General features: G+C 63.6%; 21 protein-coding genes and 1 riboswitch. Of the genes, 11 read left to right on the top strand and 10 right to left on the bottom strand.

The features are described from left to right. Nucleotides 1-345 precede the first annotated feature (345 nt). Genes E4K09_RS23105 through E4K09_RS23115 form a run of 3 tightly spaced genes read left to right on the top strand, consistent with a single transcriptional unit; the run spans nucleotide 346 to nucleotide 4,147 of the window. The gene (locus E4K09_RS23105) at nucleotides 346-1,410 is read left to right on the top strand and encodes an NAD(P)-dependent alcohol dehydrogenase (RefSeq protein WP_134500036.1); all 1,065 of its coding nucleotides are present in this window, start codon (nucleotides 346-348) and stop codon (nucleotides 1,408-1,410) included. Between the two features lie 25 nt (nucleotides 1,411-1,435). After that, a complete protein-coding gene (locus E4K09_RS23110) occupies nucleotides 1,436-3,229 on the top strand; it encodes a hypothetical protein (protein ID WP_134500037.1) in 1,794 nt (597 codons plus the stop codon). Nucleotides 3,230-3,283: 54 nt separating this feature from the next. Further along, nucleotides 3,284-4,147 (top strand): YihY/virulence factor BrkB family protein, encoded by an 864-nt coding sequence (locus tag E4K09_RS23115; protein ID WP_134500038.1) that lies wholly within the window; start codon nucleotides 3,284-3,286, stop codon nucleotides 4,145-4,147. A 42-nt stretch (nucleotides 4,148-4,189) separates the two neighbouring features. On the opposite strand, the gene E4K09_RS23120 is transcribed toward E4K09_RS23115, so the two are convergent. Next, the gene (locus E4K09_RS23120; protein WP_134500039.1) at nucleotides 4,190-5,926 is read right to left on the bottom strand and encodes a catalase; all 1,737 of its coding nucleotides are present in this window, start codon (nucleotides 5,924-5,926) and stop codon (nucleotides 4,190-4,192) included. A gap of 155 nt (nucleotides 5,927-6,081) precedes the next feature. Beyond that, nucleotides 6,082-6,435: an HlyU family transcriptional regulator gene (locus tag E4K09_RS23125; protein WP_244610647.1), complete on the bottom strand. Its 354-nt coding sequence runs from the start codon at nucleotides 6,433-6,435 to the stop codon at nucleotides 6,082-6,084. Between the two features lie 149 nt (nucleotides 6,436-6,584). Between E4K09_RS23125 and E4K09_RS23130 the strand changes: the two genes are divergently transcribed. From E4K09_RS23130 to E4K09_RS23140, 3 genes are all read left to right on the top strand, one after another. Continuing rightward, nucleotides 6,585-6,938 carry a DUF6152 family protein gene (locus tag E4K09_RS23130; RefSeq protein WP_134500040.1) on the top strand — a complete coding sequence of 118 codons (354 nt, stop codon included), beginning with the start codon at nucleotides 6,585-6,587 and terminating at the stop codon, nucleotides 6,936-6,938. Between the two features lie 4 nt (nucleotides 6,939-6,942). Then, nucleotides 6,943-7,410, top strand: coding sequence for a hypothetical protein (locus E4K09_RS23135; protein ID WP_134500041.1), 468 nt, complete (start codon nucleotides 6,943-6,945; stop codon nucleotides 7,408-7,410). Nucleotides 7,411-7,583: 173 nt separating this feature from the next. Further along, a complete protein-coding gene (locus E4K09_RS23140) occupies nucleotides 7,584-8,426 on the top strand; it encodes a lytic transglycosylase domain-containing protein (protein ID WP_134500042.1) in 843 nt (280 codons plus the stop codon). 40 nt (nucleotides 8,427-8,466) lie between these two features. Here the strand turns inward: E4K09_RS23140 and E4K09_RS23145 are convergent, their stop codons facing one another. Together E4K09_RS23145 and E4K09_RS23150 are read right to left on the bottom strand one after the other, a co-directional pair. After that, the gene (locus tag E4K09_RS23145) at nucleotides 8,467-9,249 is read right to left on the bottom strand and encodes a CYTH domain-containing protein (RefSeq protein ID WP_166802462.1); all 783 of its coding nucleotides are present in this window, start codon (nucleotides 9,247-9,249) and stop codon (nucleotides 8,467-8,469) included. A 347-nt stretch (nucleotides 9,250-9,596) separates the two neighbouring features. Beyond that, entirely contained in the window at nucleotides 9,597-10,769 is a 1,173-nt protein-coding gene (locus tag E4K09_RS23150; RefSeq protein WP_166802470.1) for a fumarylacetoacetate hydrolase family protein, read from the bottom strand. A gap of 207 nt (nucleotides 10,770-10,976) precedes the next feature. Here E4K09_RS23150 and E4K09_RS23155 point away from each other — a divergent pair, with 207 nt between their 5' ends. Then, entirely contained in the window at nucleotides 10,977-11,195 is a 219-nt protein-coding gene (locus tag E4K09_RS23155; RefSeq protein WP_134500045.1) for a hypothetical protein, read from the top strand. Nucleotides 11,196-11,247: 52 nt separating this feature from the next. Next, a complete protein-coding gene (locus E4K09_RS23160; protein ID WP_134500046.1) occupies nucleotides 11,248-12,015 on the top strand; it encodes an LOG family protein in 768 nt (255 codons plus the stop codon). Between the two features lie 86 nt (nucleotides 12,016-12,101). On the opposite strand, the gene E4K09_RS23165 is transcribed toward E4K09_RS23160, so the two are convergent. Next, the gene (locus E4K09_RS23165) at nucleotides 12,102-12,881 is read right to left on the bottom strand and encodes an SDR family oxidoreductase (RefSeq protein WP_134500047.1); all 780 of its coding nucleotides are present in this window, start codon (nucleotides 12,879-12,881) and stop codon (nucleotides 12,102-12,104) included. A 17-nt stretch (nucleotides 12,882-12,898) separates the two neighbouring features. Next, nucleotides 12,899-13,813, bottom strand: a complete 915-nt coding sequence (locus tag E4K09_RS23170) for a dihydrodipicolinate synthase family protein (protein ID WP_134500048.1) — start codon at nucleotides 13,811-13,813, stop codon at nucleotides 12,899-12,901. Between the two features lie 116 nt (nucleotides 13,814-13,929). On the opposite strand from E4K09_RS23170, the gene E4K09_RS23175 reads away from it, so the two are divergent. Next, nucleotides 13,930-14,865: a DUF817 domain-containing protein gene (locus E4K09_RS23175; protein WP_134500049.1), complete on the top strand. Its 936-nt coding sequence runs from the start codon at nucleotides 13,930-13,932 to the stop codon at nucleotides 14,863-14,865. A gap of 122 nt (nucleotides 14,866-14,987) precedes the next feature. Here E4K09_RS23175 and E4K09_RS29380 read toward each other — a convergent pair whose 3' ends face one another. From E4K09_RS29380 to E4K09_RS23185, 3 genes are all read right to left on the bottom strand, one after another. Then, a complete protein-coding gene (locus tag E4K09_RS29380) occupies nucleotides 14,988-15,161 on the bottom strand; it encodes a hypothetical protein (RefSeq protein WP_166802463.1) in 174 nt (57 codons plus the stop codon). A 108-nt stretch (nucleotides 15,162-15,269) separates the two neighbouring features. Next, on the bottom strand, nucleotides 15,270-18,056 hold the full coding sequence (ppc, locus tag E4K09_RS23180) for a phosphoenolpyruvate carboxylase (RefSeq protein WP_134500050.1): 2,787 nt from the start codon (nucleotides 18,054-18,056) through the stop codon (nucleotides 15,270-15,272). 100 nt (nucleotides 18,057-18,156) lie between these two features. Then, nucleotides 18,157-19,461, bottom strand: coding sequence for an Hsp70 family protein (locus tag E4K09_RS23185; RefSeq protein ID WP_134500051.1), 1,305 nt, complete (start codon nucleotides 19,459-19,461; stop codon nucleotides 18,157-18,159). A gap of 192 nt (nucleotides 19,462-19,653) precedes the next feature. On the opposite strand from E4K09_RS23185, the gene E4K09_RS23190 reads away from it, so the two are divergent. Further along, a complete protein-coding gene (locus E4K09_RS23190) occupies nucleotides 19,654-22,002 on the top strand; it encodes a Tex family protein (protein ID WP_134500052.1) in 2,349 nt (782 codons plus the stop codon). A 95-nt stretch (nucleotides 22,003-22,097) separates the two neighbouring features. Here the strand turns inward: E4K09_RS23190 and solA are convergent, their stop codons facing one another. Further along, the gene (gene solA, locus E4K09_RS23195; RefSeq protein ID WP_134500053.1) at nucleotides 22,098-23,276 is read right to left on the bottom strand and encodes an N-methyl-L-tryptophan oxidase; all 1,179 of its coding nucleotides are present in this window, start codon (nucleotides 23,274-23,276) and stop codon (nucleotides 22,098-22,100) included. A 128-nt stretch (nucleotides 23,277-23,404) separates the two neighbouring features. Then, nucleotides 23,405-23,511: riboswitch (TPP riboswitch) on the top strand. 68 nt (nucleotides 23,512-23,579) lie between these two features. Here solA and thiB point away from each other — a divergent pair. Then, nucleotides 23,580-24,584 (top strand): thiamine ABC transporter substrate binding subunit, encoded by a 1,005-nt coding sequence (thiB, locus tag E4K09_RS23200; protein ID WP_134500054.1) that lies wholly within the window; start codon nucleotides 23,580-23,582, stop codon nucleotides 24,582-24,584. Nucleotides 24,585-24,594 lie beyond the last annotated feature (10 nt).

Here is a 24,594-nt window from a genome sequence, read left to right on the forward strand (position 1 = left end):
CGGATTGATGCTGGCACGGCAAGTTAAAGTTTTTATCAAACACCGAATTCTGATGTGCCGCTTTGCCGCCGGATCTAAAGCAGCTGTATCCGCTCGGCCTGGAAAGACCCTCTTCTTATGGAGGTAGATCGCAAGCCGGCGAATACTAGAAGCACACACCCGATTTTTCATGTTATAGTGTCACTGTCAACGGGATCCAGCGCAGTCTCGGCACAGGAGCAGGCTGGAATGGGACCTAGGCTCATTGACGTCACCGCCGCCTAACCTATCGTTTGGTGCAGCAGAAGGCTGTGACCTGCCCCCGCTGCCGCCTCTCTCAGGCTCATCCCAAAAACGGAGATTCCCGTGCTCAAAGCTTTCGGCTACGCCGCTCAGGACGCCACAACACCGCTTGCTCCGTTCAGCTTCGAACGCCGGGAACCGCGGGAGCGCGATGTTCAGATCGACATTCTCTATTGCGGCGTCTGCCACTCGGACCTCCATACCGTTCGTGCCGAGTGGGGAGGCACGCTCTATCCCAGCCTTCCCGGTCACGAAATCGTTGGTCGTGTCACCCGGGTCGGAAGTGGCGTTCGCAAGTTCAAGGAAGGCGATCTTGTCGGTGTCGGATGCATGGTGGATTCCTGCCGCACCTGCAGCAGCTGCCGCGAGGGCCTGGAGCAGTATTGTGAGGCCGGTTTCACGGGAACCTATAACGGCCCTGAGCAGGGCACCGGAGCCAACACTTATGGCGGATACTCCGATGTGATCGTCGTTGACGAGGGCTTCGTCCTCCGCATTCCTGACGGCCTCGATCCTGCGGCGGCGGCCCCTCTGCTCTGCGCCGGGATCACCACCTATTCCCCCCTGCGCCGCTGGCGGGTTCAAGCGGGCCAAAAGGTCGGCATCGTCGGGCTCGGAGGGTTGGGCCATATGGCCGTCAAGCTCGCCCGCGCCATGGGGGCGCACGTGGTGCTCTTCACCACCTCGCCCAACAAGCGCGACGACGCGCTGGCCTTGGGCGCGCATGAAGTCGTGGTCTCTCGGGACAAGGAGGCGATGGCGGCCCACCGCAACAGCTTCAATTTCATCCTCGATACGGTCGCGGCGCCGCACGACCTCGATTCCTACCTTGTGCTTCTCGCCCGCGACGGCGCGATGGTGCTGGTTGGCGCACCTGCCGAGCCGCATCCCGCGACGACGGTGTTCAACCTCATCATGAAGCGCCGCCAACTGGCCGGGTCGCTGATCGGCGGCATCGCCGAGACGCAGGAGATGCTCGACTTCTGCGCCCAGCACGGGATCACGTCGGAGATCGAGATGATCCCGATCCAGTCCATCAACCAGGCCTATGAGCGCATGCTCAAGAGCGATGTCAAATACCGCTTCGTGATCGACATGGCCTCGCTGAAGCAGGAAGCGGCGGCTTGATCGACCGGCGCCCGGACGGCATCCGATGTTGGTCTTTGGCGATGTGGAATGCATCGAGACGGTGCGCGACAAGCAGGACTCGATCCTGGCCCATCTCGACAGGATGAGCGCCTTGCCGCCCGGCGGCGAGCGGCATGCGGCCCTGGTCGCCGCCTTCATCGGCACGAGCGAGCTGGTCCAGGCCGTCATCGATGCCGACTTCGAGGCACGTGGGCTCGACACCCTTTCAGCCGTCCACGCCAAGGGCATCGAGTGCCTGTCCCTTCTGGCGCACGGCATCGTGCAATCCTGGCAGAGCGGCTTTTCGCAGGCCGCCCTGCCGGAAGTCTTCAGGGACGAACTGCTGAGCTTCGATTCCAGCCTGACGATACGGACCAAACAGGCGGAGGGTTACGCGTTCTACGCCCTGTACCCGGAAAGCTATGTGGAGGCAGCCGTACGCTCCGGCCTCGGCACGAATACGCAGGTCATCGGCATTCGCAGCATCGGCGCGGGCCTGAGCGCCCTCGTCGCCGCGGCCCTGGGCGCCCGCGCCGCCTTGACCCTGCGTCCGGTCGGCCATCCTTTCCGGCGGGAGGTCGACGTCGACTCCGAGGTCACCGCGATGCTGACGCAGGATCCGGACGCAGCCTTCGCCGTCGTGGATGAGGGCCCCGGCCTGTCCGGCAGCTCGTTCGGCGCGGTTGCGGACTGGCTTGAGGCGGCCGGGGTCTCCCGGCAGCGTATCCATTTCTTCCCGAGCCACGCGGGACCGCTGGGCCCGCAGGCGAGGCCCGAACATCGCGAACGCTGGGACGGCGCGCCGCGCCATGTGGTCGGCATGGACCAGCTGCTCTGCCATGAAGATCACCCGCATCTCAGACGCTGGGTAGAGGGGCTTGTCGGTCCTTTGAAGGGGAGTTTCCGGGACATCTCCGGCGGGGCGTGGCGTGAACTGCGGTACCGGAACCGTTCGACTTGGCCTGCCGCGAATATCCAGCAGGAGCGCCGGAAGTTTCTGGCACGCACCGAGGGTGGAATCTGGCTCGTCAAGTTTGCCGGACTCGGCGACATCGGCCTGGAGAAGCATGCGCTGGCCCGGCGATTGTATGAAGCGGGCTTCACACCCGAAGTCGCGGGCCGTTGCCACGGCTTCCTTGTCGAGCGCTGGCACGAGCAAGCGCATTCCCTCGACCGGCACCCGATCGCCCGGGATCGGCTCGTGAGACGCATTGGAGCCTATCTCGGTTTCCGGGCGCGGCATTTGCCGGCCCGGTCGCGTCAGGGAGCATCGCTGATCGGGCTTCGCGACATGGCCCTCCATAACGTCAAGCAAGCCTTGGGAGAGCCGGCCCGCGCCGCTCTGGCTCCCCTCCTGCAGAATGCGACCACCCTTTCCGGCACCGTGAACCGGGTTCTGACCGACAACCGCATGCAGGCCCGGGAATGGATCCTGGTCGATGGTAAGATGATCAAAACCGACGCGCTCGATCATTGCGCCGCGCATGATCTGGTCGGCTGCCAGGACATCACGTGGGACATTGCCGGAGCGGCCGTCGAGTTCGGCCTGTCGGATCGGCGGACCAGAGACCTCTGCGCAGTCGTTCAGGAAGAGAGCGCCCGCCCAGTTTCCCTTGCTCTCCTCTCGTTCATGCTCCCCTGCTATCTCGCCTTCCAGCTTGGCGCCCATGACATGGCGGCGGATGCCCTCAAGGGGACCGAAGAGGAAGATCGGCTGCGCCTTGCCGCTCATAACTATGGTGCCCTGCTGCAGAGCTATCTCGACCATCCGCATCGACTCGGCTTCGACGAGGAACAAGACAAGGATCCTGCCAGTTAACGGCCAAGGCAGACGGCTCACATCCCCGCCTTAGCGGCAGTAGACGGCGCAGGCATGCTTTCCGAAACAGGGCGACTTCTCAAGGCGGCGTTCGAGGGATGGTGGAACGACCGCGCCATGAGCCTTGGGGCTTCGATTGCTTTCTTCACGGTCTTTTCCCTGGCGCCGATGCTGCTCGCGGCCATCGCCGTGGCGGGACTGGCCTTTGGCCGGGAGGCCGCGCAGGGCGCCATCGTGTCCGAGCTCGGCGGGATGATCGGACAGAACGAGGCCTCCACCCTGGAGGCGATGATCGCCAGCGCCAGCAACGTGGGATCAGGCATTATCGGCTCAGCCGTCGGCATCGTCACCTTCCTGCTGCTGGTCACGGGTGCCGTCATCGAGTTGCAGGACAATTTGAACATCATCTGGAAGGCGAAGATGCCGGAAGGCTCCGGCCTAATCAATTTCCTGCAGACCCGGCTCATCAGCCTCACCCTCGTCCTTGGGATCGGCTTTCTCCTCCTCGTCTCTTTGATCATCGACGCCGGACTGTCCGCGGTCAGCGTCTATATCGAGCCCAGCTTCTCCGGCGCGACGATGATCCTGCGCTTTCTCAACAGCCTCGTCGCCTTCGTGATCGCCGTCCTGCTCTTCGCCATGATCTTCAAATTGCTGCCGAACGTGGACATCACCTGGGGCGACGTATGGACCGGGTCTCTGGTCACGGCTCTGCTGTTCACATTCGGCAAGTTCCTGATCGGGTACTATCTCGGCAAGAGCAATATCGCCTCGAGCTATGGGGCAGCGGCCTCCATCATCACGATTCTGCTCTGGATCTACTACTCGTCGCTCATCCTGCTGTTCGGCGCCGAATTCACGAAGGTGTATGCGGAAAGGCACGGAAGCCAAAGCGCCGAGGGCAGACATCACGCCTGAAAACGAGCCGGTCCGATCCGGCTCGTTTCCGTCGAACGTTCCCTACTCCGCCGCCTGACGGGTCGCCGGCTCGGTCGGCACATTGCGCATGCCGCCCAGGACCTCCTCGGCGGAGGCCTTGTAGTTCTTGACGGAGCTCGTCCACTGACCCCAGACGGTCGGGTCGATCTTGTCGCCGTTGTTGCCGAGGTTCTGGAGCCGGCGCTTGTCCTCGTCGGTCAGCACCTGCTTCGGCAACGGCGGAAGGTGGCGAACGTCGTCGGCCGTGATGCCGATCATCTGCCCGACACGGGTCCCGTAATCGTCATGCACCAGCAGCAGGTGCCACACCATCCGCTCCTGCACGTCCCGCTCGCACTGGCCGAGCAGCGTGCCCATGTTGAGCACCAGGTCGTCGCGCTCCCAATCCATCATGGTGCAGTAGCGCCCGCGTGCATGAATATAGTCATTGCGGCGCTCGATCACGCTGCGGGTCAGGCGTCCGCGGATCTCGGGAGGATTGTTCGGCTCCTCGCGCGGCGACTCGTGCAGGCCGTTGTGAATCGAAGGCTCGAAGTTCACATGCGGGTTCTGGCCCGGTGCGAGATCACGACCGAACGACATCTGGCCGCCATTCAGGTTCGTGGCAACCTTGGCGTTCTTGGCTTGGTTGACAGGCAGCTGGAGATAATTGGTGCCGACGCGGTAGCGCTGGGTGTCCGAGTAGGAGAAGGTGCGCCCGACCAGCATCTTGTCGTCCGAGAAGTCGAGACCGTCCACCAGGACACCCGTCCCCATGGCGATCTGCTCGTTCTCGTTGAAGTGATCCTGGACGTTGCGGTTGAGCGTCATCACGCCGACGTGTCGGAGCGGAAAATCCTTTTCCGGCCAGATCTTGGTATCGTCCAGCGGATCCCAATCCAGCTCCGGGTGATCATGATCTTCCATGATCTGCACATAGACGTCCCATTGCGGATACTCGCCACGCTCGATGGCCTCGTAGAGATCCTTGGAAGCGGAGCCGAGATCCTGCCCCTGAACCTTGGCAGCCTCTTCGGCGGTCAGGCTCGCCAGGCCGCAACGCGGATGGAAATGGTACTTCACCAGCACCGTGTCGCCCTGCGCGTTGACCATCTTGTAAGTGTTGACGCCGAAGCCCTCCATGTGCCGATAGCTCGCCGGAATGCCGCGCGGACTGAACAGGTGCGTCAGCATGTGCATGGATTCCGGCGTCTGACTCATGAAGTCGAAGATCCGGTTCGGCTCCTGGCGGAATGTGACGGGATCGGGCTTGAGGGAATGAATGACATCCGGGAACTTGATCGCATCGCGGATGAAGAAAACGGCCAAGTTGTTGCCCACCAGGTCCCAGTTGCCGTCCTCCGTGTAGAACTTCACGGCAAAGCCGCGCGGATCGCGCGCCACCTCGGAGGAATCGCGGCCGCCGATCACGGTCGAGAAGCGGATCGCGAGCGGCGTCTTCTTGCCGGCCTCCTGAAACAGCTTGGCGCGAGTGTATTTGGACGCAGGCTCATCGCCGATCTTGCCGGTGGCTTCGAACTCTCCGTAGCATACGAAGCCCCGGGCATGGACCACACGCTCCGGAATCCGCTCGCGGTCGAAATGCGTGATCTTCTCGAGGAACTGGTAATTTTCCAACGTCGCCGGACCACGTGAGCCGACCGTACGCTGCGATTGGTTGTTGGTGATGGGATGACCCTGCCGGTTCGTGAGAACCTGGTCGGATGCCTCCGATGCCGAGGATTTGCCGGGTGTGGGTTCTTTGGGGCTTTTAGCCATCTGGTGCTCCCTTCCTGATGCGGCGATTGGCCGGCTCCGAGCCAACACTCGACGACACCACGAGGTTCGCGGCGTTGTTCAGATGCGGCGAAAGGGATTACCTGATGCAGGCCTCACGAAAGGGAATAGACCGGAAGCAATTGCAACAATCTCCGTCAGGTGAAAATGCGTTCGCCCTGCTCGTCGATGATCTGCTTGCCCTTGACGATGGCGAAGGCCACCGCGTCATCCTTGCTTGCATGCGTCTCGGCGCGCACGAAACGATGCTCCTTCACGCCCGCTTCGGAGTCTTTCTCGATCACTCCGGCGGTCTGATACTGCCCCTTCGATGCATAAGGCGCGGGCCGGATGCGAAACCCCTTGTACTCGACCGCGTCAGCAACGACCTCGCTGGCCCTGTCCCGTTCACCCGCCCCCGAAAAACGCGCCCAAAGATCTTTCAAGAAGGAAGCCATGACACCACCGGAAACAGAGTTGTGATTCGCTGGAGCCAGCATATCCCCGGACATGCTCAAAGGGTCAACCCTGTTGCATTCGATCACAAGTCACTGATCCGAGCCGGAATTCCGGCGTCGCGTCTTGACGGCGCCGCTCTTCACGGGAACGCTTGTGCAGGAGGAGGGCTCGTTCGGGCCCGACAGAGCACAGGGATTCCACCATGAAGCGTCCTCTGTTCGTCTTATCGTTGACCGGCGGCCTGTTGACCGGCGGCTTCGCCCTCGCCCACCATGGCTGGGGCAGCTACGACGCAGCCAGACCGATTTCCATCACGAGCGCAGTTCAACAGGCCAATTGGCAGAACCCGCATGTGACCGTCGCCGTCAGGCATGGGAACGAGAACTGGGAGGCGGTTCTGGCGCCCCCCTTCCGCATGAACGCCCGCGGGCTGGACCCCGACATGATCAAGCCCGGTACTCGGGTCACCCTCGAAGGCTATCCCTCGACCCGGGTCGAGGGCGAAATGCGAGCAGAGAGAATTGTCGTCGGCGGCAAGACGTTCGAACTGCGCTAGCGTCATGTATCTCGAGATACTGGCCGCGTTGGAGACATCCTGGCTGGGCCATGCCGGTCGCCATTCGGCATGGCTCTATACGGCCGCTAACCTGCTTCACGTCCTCGGAGCCGCCTTTGTCGTGGGGGGCATCGCGGTCTTCGATCTCAAGGTCCTGGCGGAGCACGGAAAGAATGCGCAGCAGGTAGGCCGTTATGCCATCCCGCTTGCGGCCTCGGGGCTCGCGCTGCAAGTTCCCTCGGGCATTCTTCTTCTGGCCGTCGAGGCGCGGGCCCTCGGCACCAATCCGGCCTTCTATGCGAAGCTGGCATTCATCGCCGTCGGACTCGCCAACGTCGCCCTCTTCCATTTCCGCTTCGGCGCTGCGCTGCGCACAGGCGTGTTGCCGCCGGACGCACGCTTTTATGCTCTCACTTCCTTGATCGCGTGGATCGCCACCCTCTTGGCCGGAAGAATGATCGCCTATCTCTAAAGCATCGTTCGTGCGGACCCGGAGGGCGCCGGACGATGCTCTCCTCTAAAGGTGGAGAATCGGATGAGATCCCAAAGGTAGAATCCACTTTTGGGTCCGATGCTCTAGGCTTCGACTCTTCTCAAGCTGCAAGACTTGTTCTTACGGCAAGACTTGTTCTTACGGGATGTGACATGCGTGTCTGGCTGTTGCCACTCTGTGGAGTTCTCGCTGTCTGCGAGACGGGTTGGGCCGCCACGTCGAATGCGGGGGAAACCGTCGAGCAGGCGTTGTGCCGTCTCATCGAGGGAGCGGCGCAACGCCAGGACCTTCCACGCGGCTTCCTGACCCGGCTGATCTGGCAGGAAAGCTCATTCCGCACGAGCGTCGTGAGCCCGGCCGGGGCTCAAGGCGTCGCGCAATTCATGCCCGGCACCGCGAGGGAGCGCGGACTGGCCGACCCGTTCGACCCGGAGCAGGCAATCCCCGCAGCCGCGGAGCTGATCGCCGAGCTTTCGAAGCGCTTCGGCAATCTCGGCTTGGCGGCAGCGGCCTATAACGGCGGGCCCGCACGGGTCTCCTCGTGGCTGGAAGGACGGGGCGAGCTGCCCGCCGAGACGAGAAACTATGTGGCCTCCATCACGGGGCGGTCGGCAGAGGAATGGGCGGAGGATCTGAAGAAATCCCGTGCGCAGGAGCCGGAAGAGAGGCAGCCGGAAGGTTGCCTGCAGATCGTCGCGGTCCTGCGTCAGCCCGGACGTGGCGACGAGATCGAGGCTCCGCTCGCCCCTTGGGGCGTTCAGTTGGCCGGCAACTTTTCGAAAGCGCGGGCTCTATCTTCATATAGGCGTGCCAGCACGACCTATGCATCCGTACTGAAGGATATGCGGCCGATGATCATCGGAACGAGGCTGCGTTATCGCGGAACAAGAGCGTTCTATCGCGTCCGCATCCCTGCCGAGTCCCGCAAGAGCGGAGAGGAGCTCTGCCAGAAGATCCGGTCCCTAGGCGGCAGCTGCGTAGTTCTGCCAAGTTGAAAAAGCCCGGATCTCTCGATCCGGGCTTTTTCTGAAACTCTTATCGCCTCTGAGGCCGCAGGGACCGTGCCAGCTCGCGGATAACGTTGTCCTCGATGCTGAGATTGAGATCGTCGCTCTCATCCTCGGCAATCTCCACGTCGGTCGAGGGCTGGGGCACCGGTTGCGCCTGGGGCCTGCCTTGCGCGGCGGGCGCCGCTCTGTCGGCCGGCCCAGCGGGGGATGCAGGGGCTTGGACGGGTTCGACCTCAGCCGGGAGCCTGGTCTGCGGCGGCTGCTGGGGATAGGCACGTCCACCGCTGTAGCGGTTCTCCAGCGTGTCGAGCAGGCTGTTGAGCGATGCGTTCGTCAGCGGAACCTCCGGCACTTGCGGCGGGCCGTTGAGGGCGATCGAGCGATTCTGGTAAGCGGCATCTGACGTGATGTCGGGCCCGAACCAGGAGAGCGGGCGGAAGTCGCGGGCCTCTTCCTCGCTCTCGAACGAGACGGAGATCATGTCGAGCGGTCCCGGCGTCACGAAGCGAGCGATCTGAACGTCACGCGTACCGACGGTCAGATGCGTCAGCAGGTAATCGATCTTTCCCGGCGTTACATCGAGAAGGGCCTCCGCATGTGCCCGCGGCACATCCGTACGCTCCTCGACAGGACCGTTCGCTCCCGTGTGAACGAGAACGAGACTTCCCTTGTCTCCATCTACGATCACGAAAGAGCTCCGGTCGGCTTGGTTCGGGAAATGACCTTCCGTGACCCGGTTGCCGCCTCTCTCTTTCCTGATCAGGCGCGCAAGAGACGAGGCAATGAGATAACGTCTGTAAGCAACCATTTTAAGCTCTCTGATACAATGCGCGAGGTCTCTGTCTGCGTTTAGAACGCGCCTGATCAACATTCAACAGAATGAGGTTCCGTTCATATCATGCATGCCGGGCAGGCATACCTTGCAAGACGGAAACATTCCGGCGTGATGACAAGCGGATCTTTTCAGACCGACAACATCCTGTGTTCGCTTATGTTGGCGCTCGGGAATCAAACTTCAATGGAATACATCAGAAGGTTCTAAGGAATTGCGAACGGGGTTAACACCCACCGTAAAGGTATTTCAGAACATTTCGCGGATACATATCCATGGGGTGCACACGATACTCACGTGCGTGCGCACCCGCAGGAAGAACATCAAGACCGCAGCAGACCACGCGCTGCGAGATTTCGCATCAAAGCGACGAGGCCGAATGTCCACGGCTCACATTCTGAACTCGGCCTCATCCGGTTCACGAGCCTCCCAAACTGTGGCGCCGCGATCGTAACGATATCGCCTGCCTTGTGCGTGAATCCCATTCCCGGTTGGTCACGATCCTGTGTCGGCGCGAACATTGTTCCAAGAAACAGCACGAAGCCATCGGGATACTGATGATGAGGCCCGAGCGTCTGCGCAACGAGGTCCTCGGGATCGCGGCTGATCTTCATGATGGACGACGAGCCTTCGAGCCTGAAGCCATCCTCGCCCTCCACGGTCAACGTCACCGTCGTGCTGCGCACGTCGTCCAGAGAGAAGCTCTCATCGAAGAAGCGTACGAACGGTCCTATCGCACAGGAGGCATTGTTGTCCTTCGCCTTCGACAAGAGCAACGCGGATCGGCCCTCGAAATCGCGAAGGTTTACATCGTTGCCCAAGCTCGCCCCGACGATTCTGCCATCGGCCGTGACGACGATCACCACCTCAGGCTCCGGATTGTTCCAAGTGGATTTGGGGTGCAGACCCGCATCCATGAAAGCGCCTACAGCCGAAAGCGTCGGCGCCTTTGTGAAGACCTCCGCATCGGGTCCGATGCCCACTTCAAGATACTGGCTCCATGCTCCCTGGGCGACGAGCACGTCCTTCAGGGTCATCGCCTCCGGCGAGCCCGGTTTGAGGCGGCTGAGATCATCCCCCACGAGACGCAGAACCTCCGCGCGGATGGCGGCCGCGGCGCTCGCATCGCCCCGCGCCCGCTCCTCGATGACGCGCTCCAGCATGGAGACGGCGAAAGTGACGCCGGCCGCCTTGATCACCTGAAGGTCGATCGGAGCCAGCAGCCAAGGCTTCGAGGCATCGCGCCCGGAAGGCGTGTTGGCCAGGAGCTCGTCGAGCGAAGCAATCTTCTCGCCCTGTGCCGCCTTCAGCGCCTGTGCGGGGTTCTCCGTCGCGGACAATTCGCTCATCGTCGCGAAGGTCCCGGAGATGTCGAACACCCCCTCCTCCCGCACGGCCACTACACAGGGTCCGATGCCCGGGCGCCAGACTCGCCCCGCGAGGGCTCCCCGATAGCCGTCGATGGGAAGGATCTCCGCGGCATTCAATGAAGACAGACGGTTCACAGGCGGGCGCTCCTTGATTCCTCGAAGAGCTTTCTCGCTCTTCCTAGCGGTGAATATAGCGAACGGGACGGTAGAGCCCAGGGACAAAAACGCAATGCCGGATCGACTCACGTCTTGTGAAAGACGCGGCCGGAACAAACGCCTTTTATCCTCCGTTGCGAACCGGAGCATTGCCCAATCTTGAAAGGAAGGTCGGCCATGTCAGACACGCCAAATCCGACGCCGCCGCAGCCCGACGTGCCCAATCCTGCCCCTCAGCCTGTCCATCCGGATCCGGGGCCTGCCGGCATTCCGAGCCCCGGCGAGCCCTTGGGCGTTCCGCCCGGAACGCCCAGCGAAGCGCCCAGCCCGGGCGAGCCTGTCGGCATTCCTCCGTCCAGCCCTCAGGAAATCCCCACCGGACCTCTGGGCTCTTAACCGCAGCACAGAGATGTGCTTTCTGCGGACCATGACACAGGAGCTCCTGCCCATGGATAACGGAAGGCCCTCCAACGCGGCCCATCTCGCCTCTGCCTCCTATCGGATGGCAGCCCTCGATCAGGATTTCCTGTTGGGGGATTCCATGCGGGGCGTCCGGTTCCAGCTCGAATATGCGAAAGCCGAGGAGAGCCTGCGCATCTGGGGCGTGCGCTCCACCATCGTGGTGTTCGGGAGTGCCCGTGTGCGAGAGAATGGGCCGGGACGGCATCCTTACTGGTACGGAGAGGCCCGCGCCTTCGGAGCCATCGCCTCGAAGCGGGGCGGCGCCTTGACGGCGAACGGCGGCGTGCGTGACAACGTGATCGCGACGGGCGGCGGCCCCGGCATCATGGAAGCGGCCAATCGCGGCGCATCCGATGTCGGGGCTCCATCCATCGGCTTCAACATCACCCTGCCGCACGAGCAGGAGCCCAATCCCTATTCGACGCCCGACCTCACCTTTCGCTTCCACTACTTCGCCATGCGCAAAATGCACCTGGCGATGCGCGCCAATGCGCTCGTCGTGTTCCCGGGCGGCTTCGGCACCCTGGACGAACTCTTCGAAATCCTGACCCTCCGCCAAACCGGCAAGGCGCCGCCTCTGCCGATCGTTCTGTTCGACAAGGCCTATTGGCAATCCGTCATCAAGTTCGACGCCCTGCTCGATCACGGCATGGTGAGCGCCGACGATCGAAAGCTGGTTCAGTTCGCGGAAAGCGCCGAAGAGACATGGACCACGCTGGTGGAAAATGGCCTCATCGTCCCCACGTCCGAGTAGGCCTTGGTCAGGCAGACCGGCACCGCCGGACGTTTATCCCTGGCGGCCCGCGGGAGAGGCACGGGCCCGCCTCTCCCTAAGTGGGATCAGGTCACGGACGAGATCTGCCCGCCATCCACGCGCAGGATCGATCCTGTCATGAAGGAAGCCTTCTCGCTCGCCAGGAACACGGCGGCGGCAGCGAACTCCTCGATTTCTCCATAGCGGCCCGCAGGAATCCCGGCCCGAGCGGCGGCGGCCACGTCTTCGACGGACCGGCCTGTCCGCTCGGCATTCGCCGCATCGAGCTGCTTCAGGCGATCCGTCGCAATGCGTCCCGGCGCAATGGCGTTGACGGTCACCCCGGAGGAGGCCACCTCGCTCGACAGCGTCTTGCCCCAGCCGACCAGCGCGGGGCGGATGGCATTCGAGATCGCGAGATTCGGGATCGGCTGAATGACGCCGGACGAGATCACCGAGATGATGCGGCCGAACCTGCGCTCGATCATGCCGGGCAGCAGATGATCCGCGATGCGTACCAGATTGACGAACATGGCGTCGAACGATTGCCGCCACTGATCGGACGATACGCCCTGCGCCTTTCCGGGAGGCGGGCCGCCGCTGTTGAGCACGAGGATGTCGACGCCCCCGAAGGCGTCCGTCACGTCCTTGGCGAGGGCGTCGACCTGATCCGCCTTGCCCGTATCGCAGACGAGGGGCAGCACGTTCCGGCCGATCCTCTCGGCGGCCGCCTTGGAACCCTCCATGGTGCGGCTTGCGATGGCGACGCACGCGCCCTCCTCCGCCAAGCCCTGGGCGATGCCGAAGCCCAGCCCCTTGCTGGCGCCGAGCACCAGCGCGCGCTTTCCTTCCAATCCTGTCTTCATGCCCTTGGACTCCTTGTTTATTCCGGGCGCTCGATGCGCTGCATCAGCCAGTCGATTTCTGAGATGGTCTCCGGGCTCAGCTTCGGCCCGGGCTTGCGAAGCGTATCGTGAGCGATGATCCCACGCTTCTTGAGCACGTATTTGCGGACGGCGAGCCCGACACCGGGCTGGGTTTCGTAGCGCACCAGCGGCAGATGGCGGTCGAAGAGATCGTGCGCCTCCTTGCGCTTGCCCTCTTTGATGAGATTGACGACACCCACCAGCATCTCGGGGTAGGCATAACCCGTCATCGCGCCGTCGGCCCCGCGCTCCACCTCGAAGGGGAGGAAGAGACCGCCGTTGCCGCAGAGGATGGAAACGCGGCGTACCTGCCCTGCATCGCTCGCGCGCCGCAGGGTCGTGATCTTGTCGAGGCCCGGCCAGTCCTCGTGCTTGAGCATGACGCAGGAAGGATTCTGCTCGATGATGCGCATGATCACCTTGGGCGTCATCACCACATTGGTGGTCAGCGGGTAATCCTGGATCACGAAAGGCACATCCGCGCCGATCGCCTCCACCGCATCGGCATAATAGGACACGATCTGATCATCGGTCCTGAGCGTCGAAGGCGGCGCGATCATGACGCCGGCCGCGCCCGCATCCATCGCCTTTGCGGACAAAGCCGACATGGCGGCGAAGCCCGCGGCCGAGACGCCCACGATCACCGGAACGCGGCCTGACGCGGCCTTCATGACTTGGCGGACGAAGGCCTGCGACTCATCGGCCGTAAGCTTCGGCGCCTCGCCCATGATGCCGAGGATCGTCAGGCCCGTCGCGCCAGCCTTGAGATAGGCCTCGACCATCCTGTCGGTGGAGGCCATATCGAGCCGCCCGTCGCTTTCGAAGGGGGTGGGGCAGATGACATAAACCCCGGCGGCAGAACTCGTGAGCAAGGCTTCCTCCCTGGCAGAACAACGGGCTCCCTCCTTACACGCCCTTGGGGGGCTTCTCCAGGGGCAATACGGGCCCTAGGCTTGGCAATGATCCTGGTCCATGGCACAGGAAAGAAATGTTGTTTCAAAAGCCAGCCAGCCTCCGACCCAGCTCCGCCAAGCTCTGGCCGTTCACTGCCCGGTTCATCGCCGCGGAGGACAGGCTCGCTCGATCGTTCGAGAGCAAAGGCCCCTGGATGGCCGGGCTCTACGAGTTCCTGCGCTTCGGCATCAAGCAAGGATGGGCGTGCCTGTTCGGCGGTCTCATGGTGGCCCTGCTGATCGCCACGAAGCTCTGGTATCCGGCAGGTTCACCGCTCGAGCGCTACGATTTCCTGTTCATCGCAGCCATCCTGATCCAGGCGTCCTTGATCGCAACCCGCCTGGAAACCCTGGAAGAGGCCAAGGTCATCCTGCTCTTTCATGCCGTCGGCACCGCCATGGAGATCTTCAAGACCTCCGTCGGCTCCTGGGCCTATCCCGAGGCGAGCCTGCTAAGGATCGGCGCGGCACCGCTCTTTGCAGGCTTCATGTATGCGGCCGTGGGCAGTTACCTTGCTCGCGTGTGGCGCCTCTTCGATTTCCGCTTCACCCATCACCCGCCGGTCTGGACCACGATCCTCCTGTCGGTGGGGATCTACATCAACTTCTTCACGCACCACTACATCACGGATGTCCGGCTCGTGCTGTTCGCCCTCACGGCTCTGCTCTTCGGCCGCACGGTGGTCTACTTCAAGGTCTGGCGCCAGCATCGCCGGATGCCGCTTCTGCTCGGCTTCCTGCTGGTTTCGCTCTTCATCTGGTTTGCCGAGAATATCGGCACGGTCACGGGCGCGTGGCTCTATCCGCATCAGATGAAGGAATGGTCGATGGTGCCGCTCACCAAGCTTGGCGCCTGGTTCCTGCTGATGATCATCTCATACGTGATGATCGCAGCGCTGAACCGGCCGGAACCGTACGTTCAGGAGAAGAAGGCTCCCTCTGCCGTCATACCGGCTCCGGCACAGGCCTAAAACAGCTCCCAAGCAGCGTATCTGCGCTTAACGCTGTCTTTCATATGAGCGCTATCGTCTTCGTCGCACCCTGGGGCGACAATGCCGTTAGGACACGGCGAGGCGGCAGGCAGCCGACCCTGTCAGTGCCGCCCGGAGCCGCTCTTCTTTCCGCCGCCGTCCTGCTTGTTGACCGTCGCCCAGGCACGCCGCTCGGCTTCCTTTTCCGATAAGCCACGGCTTTCGTACGATTCCTCGATGTGCTCGGCCTTGCGCTTCTGCTTATCGGTATAGGCCGACTTGTCGCCACGGGACATGGTGCTCTCCTCAATTGAAATCTCTCGGCCGCCACCGTCCTCTCCGAAAGCTGGCGGCGCTCCATTGTTTCAACCCGAGCACGGCGGGAGGGTTCCCGGGTGCGCCGGTCAGCCGCTGTTGCGCAGGCCCGCAGCGATGCCGTTGATGGAGAGGTGAATGCCCTGCACCACCTGCTCGTCCGCGTCTCCGGAACGGTGGCGCTTCAGGAGTTCGATCTGCAGATGGTTCAGCGGATCGAGATAGGGAAAGCGGTTGCGGATGGAACGCGCGAGAAGCGGATTTTTGTCGAGAAGGGATTGCTGCTCCATGATGGCAAGCAATGTCTCGATGGAGGACTCCCACTCGCGTCGGAGCCGGGGGAAGATGGCTTGCCGCAGGGCCTCATCCTCCACCAGCATGGAATAGCGCGACGCGATGGCGATGTTGCTCTTGGCCAGCACCATGTCCATGTTCGACAGCAGCGCCCGGAAGAACGGCCATTCGCGATACATCTCCCGCAGCAATCCGAGCCCCGTTTCCGGATGCTTGTCCAGGAAGGCGTTGACGGCGGATCCGAAGCCATACCAGCCGGGCAGCATGAGGCGGCACTGCGCCCAGCCGAACACCCAGGGGATGGCACGCAGGTCCTCGATGCGCCGCGAGTTCGTGCGCGAGGCCGGACGGCTGCCGATGTTGAGATTGGCGATCTCGCCGATCACGGTGGATTCCCAGAAATAGCGCTCGAAACCCTCGGTCTCGTAGACGAGGGCACGGTAGGCGTTGTAGGCGCTCTCCGAAAGCTCCTCCATGGCCTCGAGATACTCGTCCCGCGGCGCGGATTGCCCCGAATGCAACAGGGACGCCTCCAGGGTGGCGGCGGCCAGGATTTCGAGATTGCGCCGTCCGAGATCAGGGTTCGAGTATTTGCCGGCGATCACCTCGCCCTGCTCGGTGATGCGGATGGCGCCCTGCACCGCGCCGCCCGGCTGCGCGAGAATGGCCTGATAGCTCGGCCCGCCGCCGCGACCGACGGAACCACCGCGGCCATGGAAGAGACGAAGCGCAACGCCGTGACGCTTGAACACCTCGATGAGTTCGATCTCGGCCTTGTAGAGCTCCCAACCCGACGTCAGGAACCCACCGTCCTTGTTGCTGTCGGAATAACCGAGCATGACCTCCTGCGCCTGCCCCCTGCTGCGCAGGAGGCGCATGTAGTCGGGCAGCCCGAAGAGATCGTCCATGACGCGGCCGCAATTGCGCAGGTCCGCGATCGTCTCGAAGAGCGGGATGATGTTGACCGCCATCTCCCCTTCACGCGGGCGCAGGAGGCCCGCTTCCTTCAGAAGAAGCGCAACCTCCAGGATATCGGACGGATCGCTCGCCTTCGAGATCACATAATTCGGAACCGCCGCCCGCCCATAGCGCCGATGCGCCCGGGCGGCCTCGTGCGCGATGGCAAGTTCGGATGCGGTCTCCGGCGAGTAATCCAGGTAGGGCGAGGTCAAAAGCCGAGGTGTCCTGAGCTCTTCCAACAGAAGAGCGACACGCTGCTCTTCCGGAAGCGTCTCGTAGGCCGTGCCCGGAATGGCCTTCTCCAACAGCTCTCCGACAACCCGCTGGTGAACATCGGAGTTCTGGCGCAAGTCGAGGCTTGCGAGATGGAAGCCGAACACGTCGACCGCGCGGCGCAGGCGACGCAGGCGTCCGCGCGCGAGAGCGCCCGATCCATTGGACACCAGGGAACGGTGCAGGACCGACAGATCGCCGCCAAACTCCTCGACGCTCTCATAAGGCGGTGCATCGCCCACGGCATGGCGCGCCACATCCTCGTGGCCGAAGCTGGCGGCCGTTGCGGCCAGTCGCGCATACATGCCCGTGATCGCCCGGCGATAGGGCTCGCCCTTCCTGTGCGGCGACGGGTCGGGCGAAGCCTTGGCCAGCTCGTGAAGCTGCTCGGACGCATTCACGTATCGCTCGTCCAGCGACAGCTCGGCCCCGAGGCAATGCAGCTCCTCGAGATAGAAGCCGAGGGCATGCTTGCTCTGCAGGAGGAGCGCCTGCCTGAGCGCGTCCGCGGTCACGAAGGGGTTGCCATCGCGGTCTCCGCCGATCCAGCTCCCCATGCGCAGGAAGGATGGGATCTCTATGGTCTGCCAGACGGGATCCATCTCGGCGAGCTGATCCTCCAGCAACGCATAGACGCGCGGCAGCTCCCTGAAGAAGGTATAATCGTAGTACGACAATCCGTTCACGACCTCGTCGATCACCTTCAGGCGATTGCGGCGCAGGATGCTCGTCTGCCACAGGGTGAGGATGGCGCGCCGGATAGCCTCCTCCGAGGCGGCCTCCTCCTCCGGGGTCAGTGCATAGCGATCGCGCTGCGCCAACACCTGAGAGATTTCCATCTCCCGGTCGATGGTGCTCTTGCGGCGAACTTCGGTCGGATGCGCCGTCAGCACCGGACAGACCAGGGCCGAGGCGAAAAAGGCCTGGAGAGCCTCCTGACCGACACCGGCTTCCCGGGCGAGCTTCAAGGCGCGGGCGAGCGTGCCCTCGCGCGGCTCCGGAGCCGCCATCGCATGAGCACCCGCCATGGCATGGGCCCGGGAGCGGCGCACGTGATGCTGGTCTTCCGCGATGTTCGCCAGGTGAGAGAAATAGCTGTAGGCGCGGATGATCTGGTTGGTGCGTCCCCGGGACAGGCTGTCGAGAATCGTCTCCAGCTCCCTGCGCGCCGCCTCGTCCTCGTCCCGATGGAAGCGGATCGACGTTTGGCGGATGCGCTCCACGATCTCGAAAACCGCCTCGCCCTCCTGTTCGCGAATGGTATCGCCGAGAAGCCGACCCAGGAGCCGGATATCGTCGCGGAGGGGAAAATCCTTTTCAGGAGTGACGTCGGGATTGATGAGGGACAAGGGTCGGCTCCCGGTTCAAGCCTTCATGCTGCACCGCAAAATAAACTCCCTCTCCCGTCAGGCCGCAAGCGCAATCTTATGTTGCGGCCACGGCGCCGCTTCATACCGCCCACCGGCCGGGATCGTCGGTCTGGCCGATCAGCGCCAGACCGTAGGCGATGGACTCGAACTGGTCGGCCGAGGTCAGCCGCTCCTCTCCGAAGCGCTCCACGAACAGGCGGCGGATGGCCGGCACGAAGGACGTGCCGCCGGTCAGGAAGACCTTGTCGATCTCCGACGCCGGGATTCCGGCTTTCGAGAGAGCCTCGTCGACCGTTTCCGCGATCCGTCTCACGTCGTCGGCGATCCAGCTCTCGAAATCGGCGCGCGAGATGCGCGCCTTGATGTCGAGACTCTCGGCCTTGAACCGGAACTCCGTCTCCTCCTCGCTCGACAAGGCCACTTTCGCGGCGGACACGGCGCGGTAGAGCGCGAAGCCCAGATCGTACTCGATGATGTCGATGAACTTTTCGAGCGGCTCGGGCTCGAGCGCCGCCTTGGCCAATTCGCGCAGCTCCTTGAGATCGCCGCTGCTCTTCATCATGGCGAGCTGGTTCCAGCGCGCGAAGTTGGCGTAGTAGTGATTGGGGATCGACAGCGTCTTGCCCATGGAGCGGTAGAACCCGCCCTTGCCGAGCCGGGGCGAGACGACGTGATCCACGATGCGATAATCGAAGGCGTCGCCCGCGATGCCGATTCCCGAATGCCCCAGCGGCTCCGCCCGCAGATCGCCACTCGCGCGCGAGAACCGCATGACGGAAAAGTCACTGGTGCCGCCGCCGAAATCCGCCACCAGCACGGTGGAGTCGCGATTGAGCTGGCGCGCATAGAAGAAGGCGGCGCCGACAGGCTCATAGACATAGCGCGCATGGTCGGCGCCGAGCTTGCCGAAGGCGGCGCGGTAGCGCTGCATGGCGAGGTCGTCGTTCGGGTTGTAGCCGGCGAACTGCACCGGCCGGCCGATCACCACATGGCGGGCGCCCCAGTCCAGCTGCGCTCCGCCGTGGCGCACGAGCGTGCGCAGGAAGGCGCTCAGAAGATCCTCGAAGCGGTAGCGGTCCCGGAAGATCCGCGTTTCCTGGAATGTCGCGCTGGCCGCAAAGGTCTTGAACGACTGGATGAAGCGGTGCGGGTCGAGCCCCTCGAGAAACTGCTCGATGGCCCAGGGGCCGCCCTCGACCTGGGTCCGCAGACCGTTTCCGTGGCGCTCGTCCCAGAAGCAGAGCGCCGTCACAAAGACCTTGAGGCTTTCCCCACCGTGATCGAAGGTCAACGCCTCCACGTTCCCGCGCGAATCGGCAACGGCCACCACGGTGTTGCTGGTCCCGAAGTCGATGCCGATGGACAGGTCGTGGGAGAGGGACATGGGAACCTGGCAGATTTCAGTGGAAGGGCCGGACGGTCTATACGGCTGAACCCTTGGAGCCAAGCGGTTTTTCGAGGAATCCGGCCCACGCTTTCCCATGGGACACTGCGACCCCGGGGCTGGGGATAGGCCGTTGACCCCAGGGGCCCGCACCCCGTAGAAGCCGCACCTTACCTGAATTCGGAGAGGTCCATGCTATCCATCGGCCAGCGCATCGCCAGCGAACTGAACGTCCAGGAATGGCAGGTCAAGGCGGCCATCGATCTGCTCGACGGCGGCGCAACCGTGCCCTTCATCGCGCGCTACCGCAAGGAAGTCACCGGCACCCTCGACGACGCGCAGCTGCGCACCCTGGAAGAGCGCCTTCGCTATCTTCGCGAGATGGAGGACCGCCGCAAGACGATCCTCGACAGCATCCGCGAACAGGGCAAGCTCACGGACGAGCTGGCTCTTCAGATCAGCAATGCGGATACCAAGGCCCGCCTCGAAGACCTCTATCTTCCCTACAAGCCCAAGCGGCGCACAAAGGCCCAGATCGCCAAGGAAGCGGGCCTCGAGCCGCTGGCCGACCTCATCCTCGCCGAGCCGCAGCGCGATCCCAAGGAAGCGGCCGCCGGTTTCGTGGATCCAGACAAGGCGGTGGCAACCCCAGACGCGGCCCTCGAAGGTGCACGCTCCATTCTCGTCGAGCGCTTCGCGGAGAACGCGGAACTCCTGGCTGCGCTGCGCGAGATCTATTGGGAGCGCGGAAGCCTCACCTCGAAGGTGCGCGACGGCAAGCAGACGGACGGCGCGAAGTTCGCCGACTACTTCGATTTCGCCGAGCCTCTGCCCAAGCTCCCGTCCCACCGCATTCTCGCGCTCTTCCGCGGCGAGAAGGAGGAGATCCTCGATCTGCGGATGGAAGAAGACAAGGACGCAGCGGAGCCCGGCTATGTGAGCCGTTACGAAGGCCGCACCGCCCTCGCCTTCGGGATCGCCGATCAGGGCCGCCCCGGCGACAGGTGGCTTCTGGAAACCGTCCGCTGGGCATGGCGCACGAAGCTGCGCTTCTCCATCGAACTCGACATGAAGATGAAGCTCTGGCAGATCGCCGAGGACGAGGCCGTGAAGGTGTTCGCCGGAAACCTGCGCGATCTTCTCCTCGCCGCGCCTGCGGGCACGCGCCCGACCCTCGGTCTGGATCCCGGTTATCGCACCGGCGTCAAGGTGGCGGTGGTGGATGCCACCGGCAAGGTGGTGGCGACCGACACGATCTATCCGCACGAGCCGAAGCGCCAATGGGACGAATCCCTCGCCACCCTCGCGCGCCTGTGCCGCGTGCACAGGGTGGAGCTCATCGCCATCGGCAACGGCACGGCCTCGCGCGAGACCGACAAGCTCGCAGGCGAACTCGTGTCGAAGCATCCGGATCTGAAGCTTACGAAGATCATGGTCTCGGAAGCGGGCGCCTCCGTGTATTCGGCCTCGGCCTATGCGAGCCAGGAGCTGCCTGACCTCGACGTGTCCCTGCGCGGCGCCGTGTCCATCGCGCGGCGCCTGCAGGATCCGCTGGCGGAACTGGTGAAGATCGATCCCAAATCCATCGGCGTCGGCCAGTATCAGCACGATCTCGCCGAGTACAAGCTCTCGCGCTCGCTCGATGCCGTGGTGGAGGATTGCGTGAACGCGGTGGGCGTCGACCTCAACACCGCCTCCGCGCCGCTTCTGGCCCGTGTGTCGGGCCTCGGCGAATGGGTGGCGAAGAACATCGTCGAGCACCGCAACGCCAAGGGCCCCTTCAAGACGCGCAAGGCGCTCACGCAGGTCTCGGGCCTTGGTCCGAAAACCTTCGAACAGGCTGCGGGCTTCCTCCGCATCCCGAACGGGGACGACCCGCTGGACGCCTCCGGCGTGCACCCTGAGGCCTATCCGGTCGTGCGCCGCATTCTCGAGGCCACCAAGAGCGACATCAAGGTCCTGATCGGCAACGGCGGGGCGTTGAGGAAACTGAAGCCCGAGAGCTTCACGGACGAGAAATTCGGCGTCCCCACCGTGAAGGACATCTTGAGCGAGCTGGAAAAGCCGGGCCGCGATCCCCGTCCTGAGTTCAAGACGGCAACCTTCATGGACGGCGTCGAGAAGATCAGCGACCTCAAGCCGGGCATGATGCTCGAAGGGGTCGTGACGAACGTGGCGGCCTTCGGCGCCTTCGTCGATGTCGGCGTGCACCAGGACGGCCTCGTTCACATCTCCGCGCTGTCGGACACCTTCGTGAAGGACCCGCGCGACGTGGTGAAGCCAGGCGACATCGTGAAGGTGAAGGTGCTCGAGGTGGATATTCCCCGCAAGCGCATCTCTCTCAGCATGCGCATGAGCGATCCGGCCGAGAAGCGTTCATCCGGCCGCTCCGACGACAATCGCGGCGCCGTCCAGAAGCATCGCGCCCAGAACGACAAGAAAGCGTCCGCTCCGGCTGCATCCGGAGGCGCCTTGGCGGATGCCTTGCGGCGTGCGGGAATGGCTTCGCCCCCGGGCAAGGACAAGAACGCCCGCCGCTGATGGCGCATGCCGGCCGAGATGGCCGTTTCCGGGCGGGCCCGCGCAGGTATGAAGCCTGCGCGGGCCTTTCCTATGAACCGCGATGAATGATGGCGTCAGCGCGAGAACCGCGACAGGGCGAAGGCGGATATGTCGATCTCGCTGGCCCCATCGACCATGCATTGCGCCGCCACCTCGCCGATGGCTGCAGAATGTTTGAAGCCGTGCCCGGAGCACGGCGACACGACGAGAATGCGGTCGCTCTCCGGATGCCGGTCGATCAGGAAATGGGAATCCGGCGTAACGGTATAAAGACAGGTCACCGCGCGCGCGGCATGGGGGCGAAGCCCCCTTACCCGCCCGGCGAGATGCGCCTCGCGCATGGCGGCGGATTCGTCCGGCGTGACGGCGCGCTCGACCTCGTCGGGATGAACGGAGGCGTCATATTGCTCCCCGGCCGTCTTCACGGCGTCGCTGCCGCTCAAGGACGGGAAGCCATAGAAGAAATCACTGGGATTGGCTCCATGGCACCAGATGAAGACGGGGCTCGTCGACCAGTGCCGGGCATGATCCGGATCGACCTGGAACCAGTGCATCACCTGGCGGGTGGGAGACAGGAGCTGCCCGAATGGCGCCCCCAGAAGCGACGGAGCCCAGGATCCGGCGGAGACGATCGCCTGCCCGGCCGAAAGCTCCCCCTGATCGGTGACGATCCGCACGCCGTCACCATCCGGTGACACGGAGATCACACGCGTGCCGAGCTGCGTCACGGCGCCCATGGCGCGGGCGCGCTCAAGCTGAACGGCGACGCAGCGCTCCGGGTTGAGATAGCCGCCGCCCGGCTCGAAATAGCCGATCTCGTTCTCCCCCGGCGTGAATTGCGGGTAGCGCCGGCGGATCTCGTCCGCATCCAGCATCTCATGGGGGATCTTGTAGGCCATGGCGGCCCTGCGCGTGCGCTCGAGAAAGGCCGTGCGGATGACGCCGCCGGATGCGGGGATCGCCGAGTCCACGACAAGACACCCGTTCTGCACCAGCAGCCGCTCCCCGGTCGCGGCCTCCAGCTCCTTCCAGATCTCGTGGGAGCGCAGGGCCAGCGGCACATAGACCTCGCCCTCGCCGATGGCCTGGCGGGTGATCCGCGTCTCGCCATGGGTCGAGCCCCGGTCGTGAGGTGGAGAGAACCGGTCGATTCCAACAGCCTTCACGCCTCGCTTCGCCAGCTGGTAGAGCGCAGCGGAGCCCATGGCGCCAAGACCGATAACGACGACATCGCACGAGTGAGGAAAGCTCATTTGAGGAAGGTCCCTGTTTGTCCCATTCCAACCAGAATCGATCCTCCGTCGCAAGGCTGACGCGAGGGACACAGGAATAGGTCCTCAGGCCTTGTCTTGTGCTGACCGGCGATCTGCCCTAGAACCGCTTTCGTCTCACGGGGAGCCTCGTACAAGGCTGAGAGGCGGAAGGGCCGCCGACCCGTCGAACCTGATCCGGGTCATGCCGGCGGAGGGAATGAGCATGCGACATCGCAGATCACGCTGCGCCCCGTGCGAGTTGTGCCGCCAACCCGGCTTGCATCATGCATGGGAGCAATCTTGATGTTACGCCGACTTCTTCTCACCCTTGCCTCTCTCTGCCTGGCGGCGAATGCCGCCGTCGCGCAGGGCAAACCCACTCTCACGGTCTACACCTACGGCTCGTTCGCCGGAAAATACGGTCCTGGAAAGACCGTCAAGGAGCGCTTCGAGGCAACCTGCGGCTGCGAACTGAGCTGGGTGACCGCCGAGGACGCCGGGAGCCTCGTCGGGCGCCTGCGCCTCGAGGGAGCGGACACGAAGGCCGACGTGGTCCTGGGGCTCGACGTGAACCTCGCGGCGGAAGCCAGGGCGCTCAACGTCTTCGCGCGCCATGGCGTGGAGGTGAAGGACCTGTCGCTGCCGATCGCGTGGAGCGACGACACCTTCGTGCCTTTCGACTGGGGTTACTACGCCTTTGTGTACGACGCCGACAAGCTGCCCAATCCGCCGAAGAGCCTGAAAGAACTCGTCGAGAGCCCCAACGGTCCGAAGGTGGTGCTGCAGGATCCCCGCACGAGCGCGCCGGGTCTCGGCCTCCTGCTCTGGATGCAGAAGGTCTACGGCGACAAGGCGGGCGAGGCATGGGCCCAGATGAAACCACGGATCGTCACCTTCACCAAGGGTTGGTCGGAAGCCTATGGCCTGTTCCTGAAAGGCGAAGCCGACATGGTGATGTCCTACACCACGTCGCCCGCGTACCACATCGCCGTTGAAAAGAAGAACAACTACAAGGCCGCCATCTTCCAGGAAGGGCACTACCTTCACGTCGAGATCGCCGGCATGACGCGCACGACGAAGCAGCCTGAGCTCGCAAGGAAGTTCATGGCCTTCGTGCTCAGCGAGCCCTTCCAGTCGGCCATGCCGGAAGGCAACTGGATGATGCCGGCCAAGGCACCGGCTGCCGGACTGCCCACAGCCTTCAAGGATCTGGCGCAGCCTCAGAAAGCGCTGCTCTTCACGCCCGAGGACGTGCAGCAGAACCGCCGCGCCTTCACGGACGTCTGGCTCAACGCCACGGCGCGTTGAGCGTGTCGTC

The sequence above is a fragment of the Microvirga pakistanensis genome, from assembly GCF_004458765.1.
Lineage (GTDB): Bacteria > Pseudomonadota > Alphaproteobacteria > Rhizobiales > Beijerinckiaceae > Microvirga > Microvirga pakistanensis.

What these genes read in the sequence shown, in the direction of transcription:
- E4K09_RS23175 (WP_134500049.1), top strand. Translation starts at nt 13,930, where the DNA reads ATGTTGTTTCAAAAGCCAGCCAGCCTCCGACCCAGCTCCGCCAAGCTC.
- E4K09_RS23120 (WP_134500039.1), bottom strand. Translation starts at nt 5,926, where the DNA reads ATGGCTAAAAGCCCCAAAGAACCCACACCCGGCAAATCCTCGGCATCG.
- E4K09_RS23135 (WP_134500041.1), top strand. Translation starts at nt 6,943, where the DNA reads ATGTATCTCGAGATACTGGCCGCGTTGGAGACATCCTGGCTGGGCCAT.
- E4K09_RS23140 (WP_134500042.1), top strand. Translation starts at nt 7,584, where the DNA reads ATGCGTGTCTGGCTGTTGCCACTCTGTGGAGTTCTCGCTGTCTGCGAG.
- E4K09_RS23165 (WP_134500047.1), bottom strand. Translation starts at nt 12,881, where the DNA reads ATGAAGACAGGATTGGAAGGAAAGCGCGCGCTGGTGCTCGGCGCCAGC.
- solA (WP_134500053.1), bottom strand. Translation starts at nt 23,276, where the DNA reads ATGAGCTTTCCTCACTCGTGCGATGTCGTCGTTATCGGTCTTGGCGCC.
- E4K09_RS23110 (WP_134500037.1), top strand. Translation starts at nt 1,436, where the DNA reads ATGTTGGTCTTTGGCGATGTGGAATGCATCGAGACGGTGCGCGACAAG.
- E4K09_RS23125 (WP_244610647.1), bottom strand. Translation starts at nt 6,435, where the DNA reads ATGTCCGGGGATATGCTGGCTCCAGCGAATCACAACTCTGTTTCCGGT.
- E4K09_RS23185 (WP_134500051.1), bottom strand. Translation starts at nt 19,461, where the DNA reads ATGTCCCTCTCCCACGACCTGTCCATCGGCATCGACTTCGGGACCAGC.
- thiB (WP_134500054.1), top strand. Translation starts at nt 23,580, where the DNA reads ATGTTACGCCGACTTCTTCTCACCCTTGCCTCTCTCTGCCTGGCGGCG.
- E4K09_RS23115 (WP_134500038.1), top strand. Translation starts at nt 3,284, where the DNA reads ATGCTTTCCGAAACAGGGCGACTTCTCAAGGCGGCGTTCGAGGGATGG.
- E4K09_RS23160 (WP_134500046.1), top strand. Translation starts at nt 11,248, where the DNA reads ATGGATAACGGAAGGCCCTCCAACGCGGCCCATCTCGCCTCTGCCTCC.
- E4K09_RS23145 (WP_166802462.1), bottom strand. Translation starts at nt 9,249, where the DNA reads ATGGTTGCTTACAGACGTTATCTCATTGCCTCGTCTCTTGCGCGCCTG.
- E4K09_RS29380 (WP_166802463.1), bottom strand. Translation starts at nt 15,161, where the DNA reads ATGTCCCGTGGCGACAAGTCGGCCTATACCGATAAGCAGAAGCGCAAG.
- E4K09_RS23190 (WP_134500052.1), top strand. Translation starts at nt 19,654, where the DNA reads ATGCTATCCATCGGCCAGCGCATCGCCAGCGAACTGAACGTCCAGGAA.
- E4K09_RS23130 (WP_134500040.1), top strand. Translation starts at nt 6,585, where the DNA reads ATGAAGCGTCCTCTGTTCGTCTTATCGTTGACCGGCGGCCTGTTGACC.
- E4K09_RS23155 (WP_134500045.1), top strand. Translation starts at nt 10,977, where the DNA reads ATGTCAGACACGCCAAATCCGACGCCGCCGCAGCCCGACGTGCCCAAT.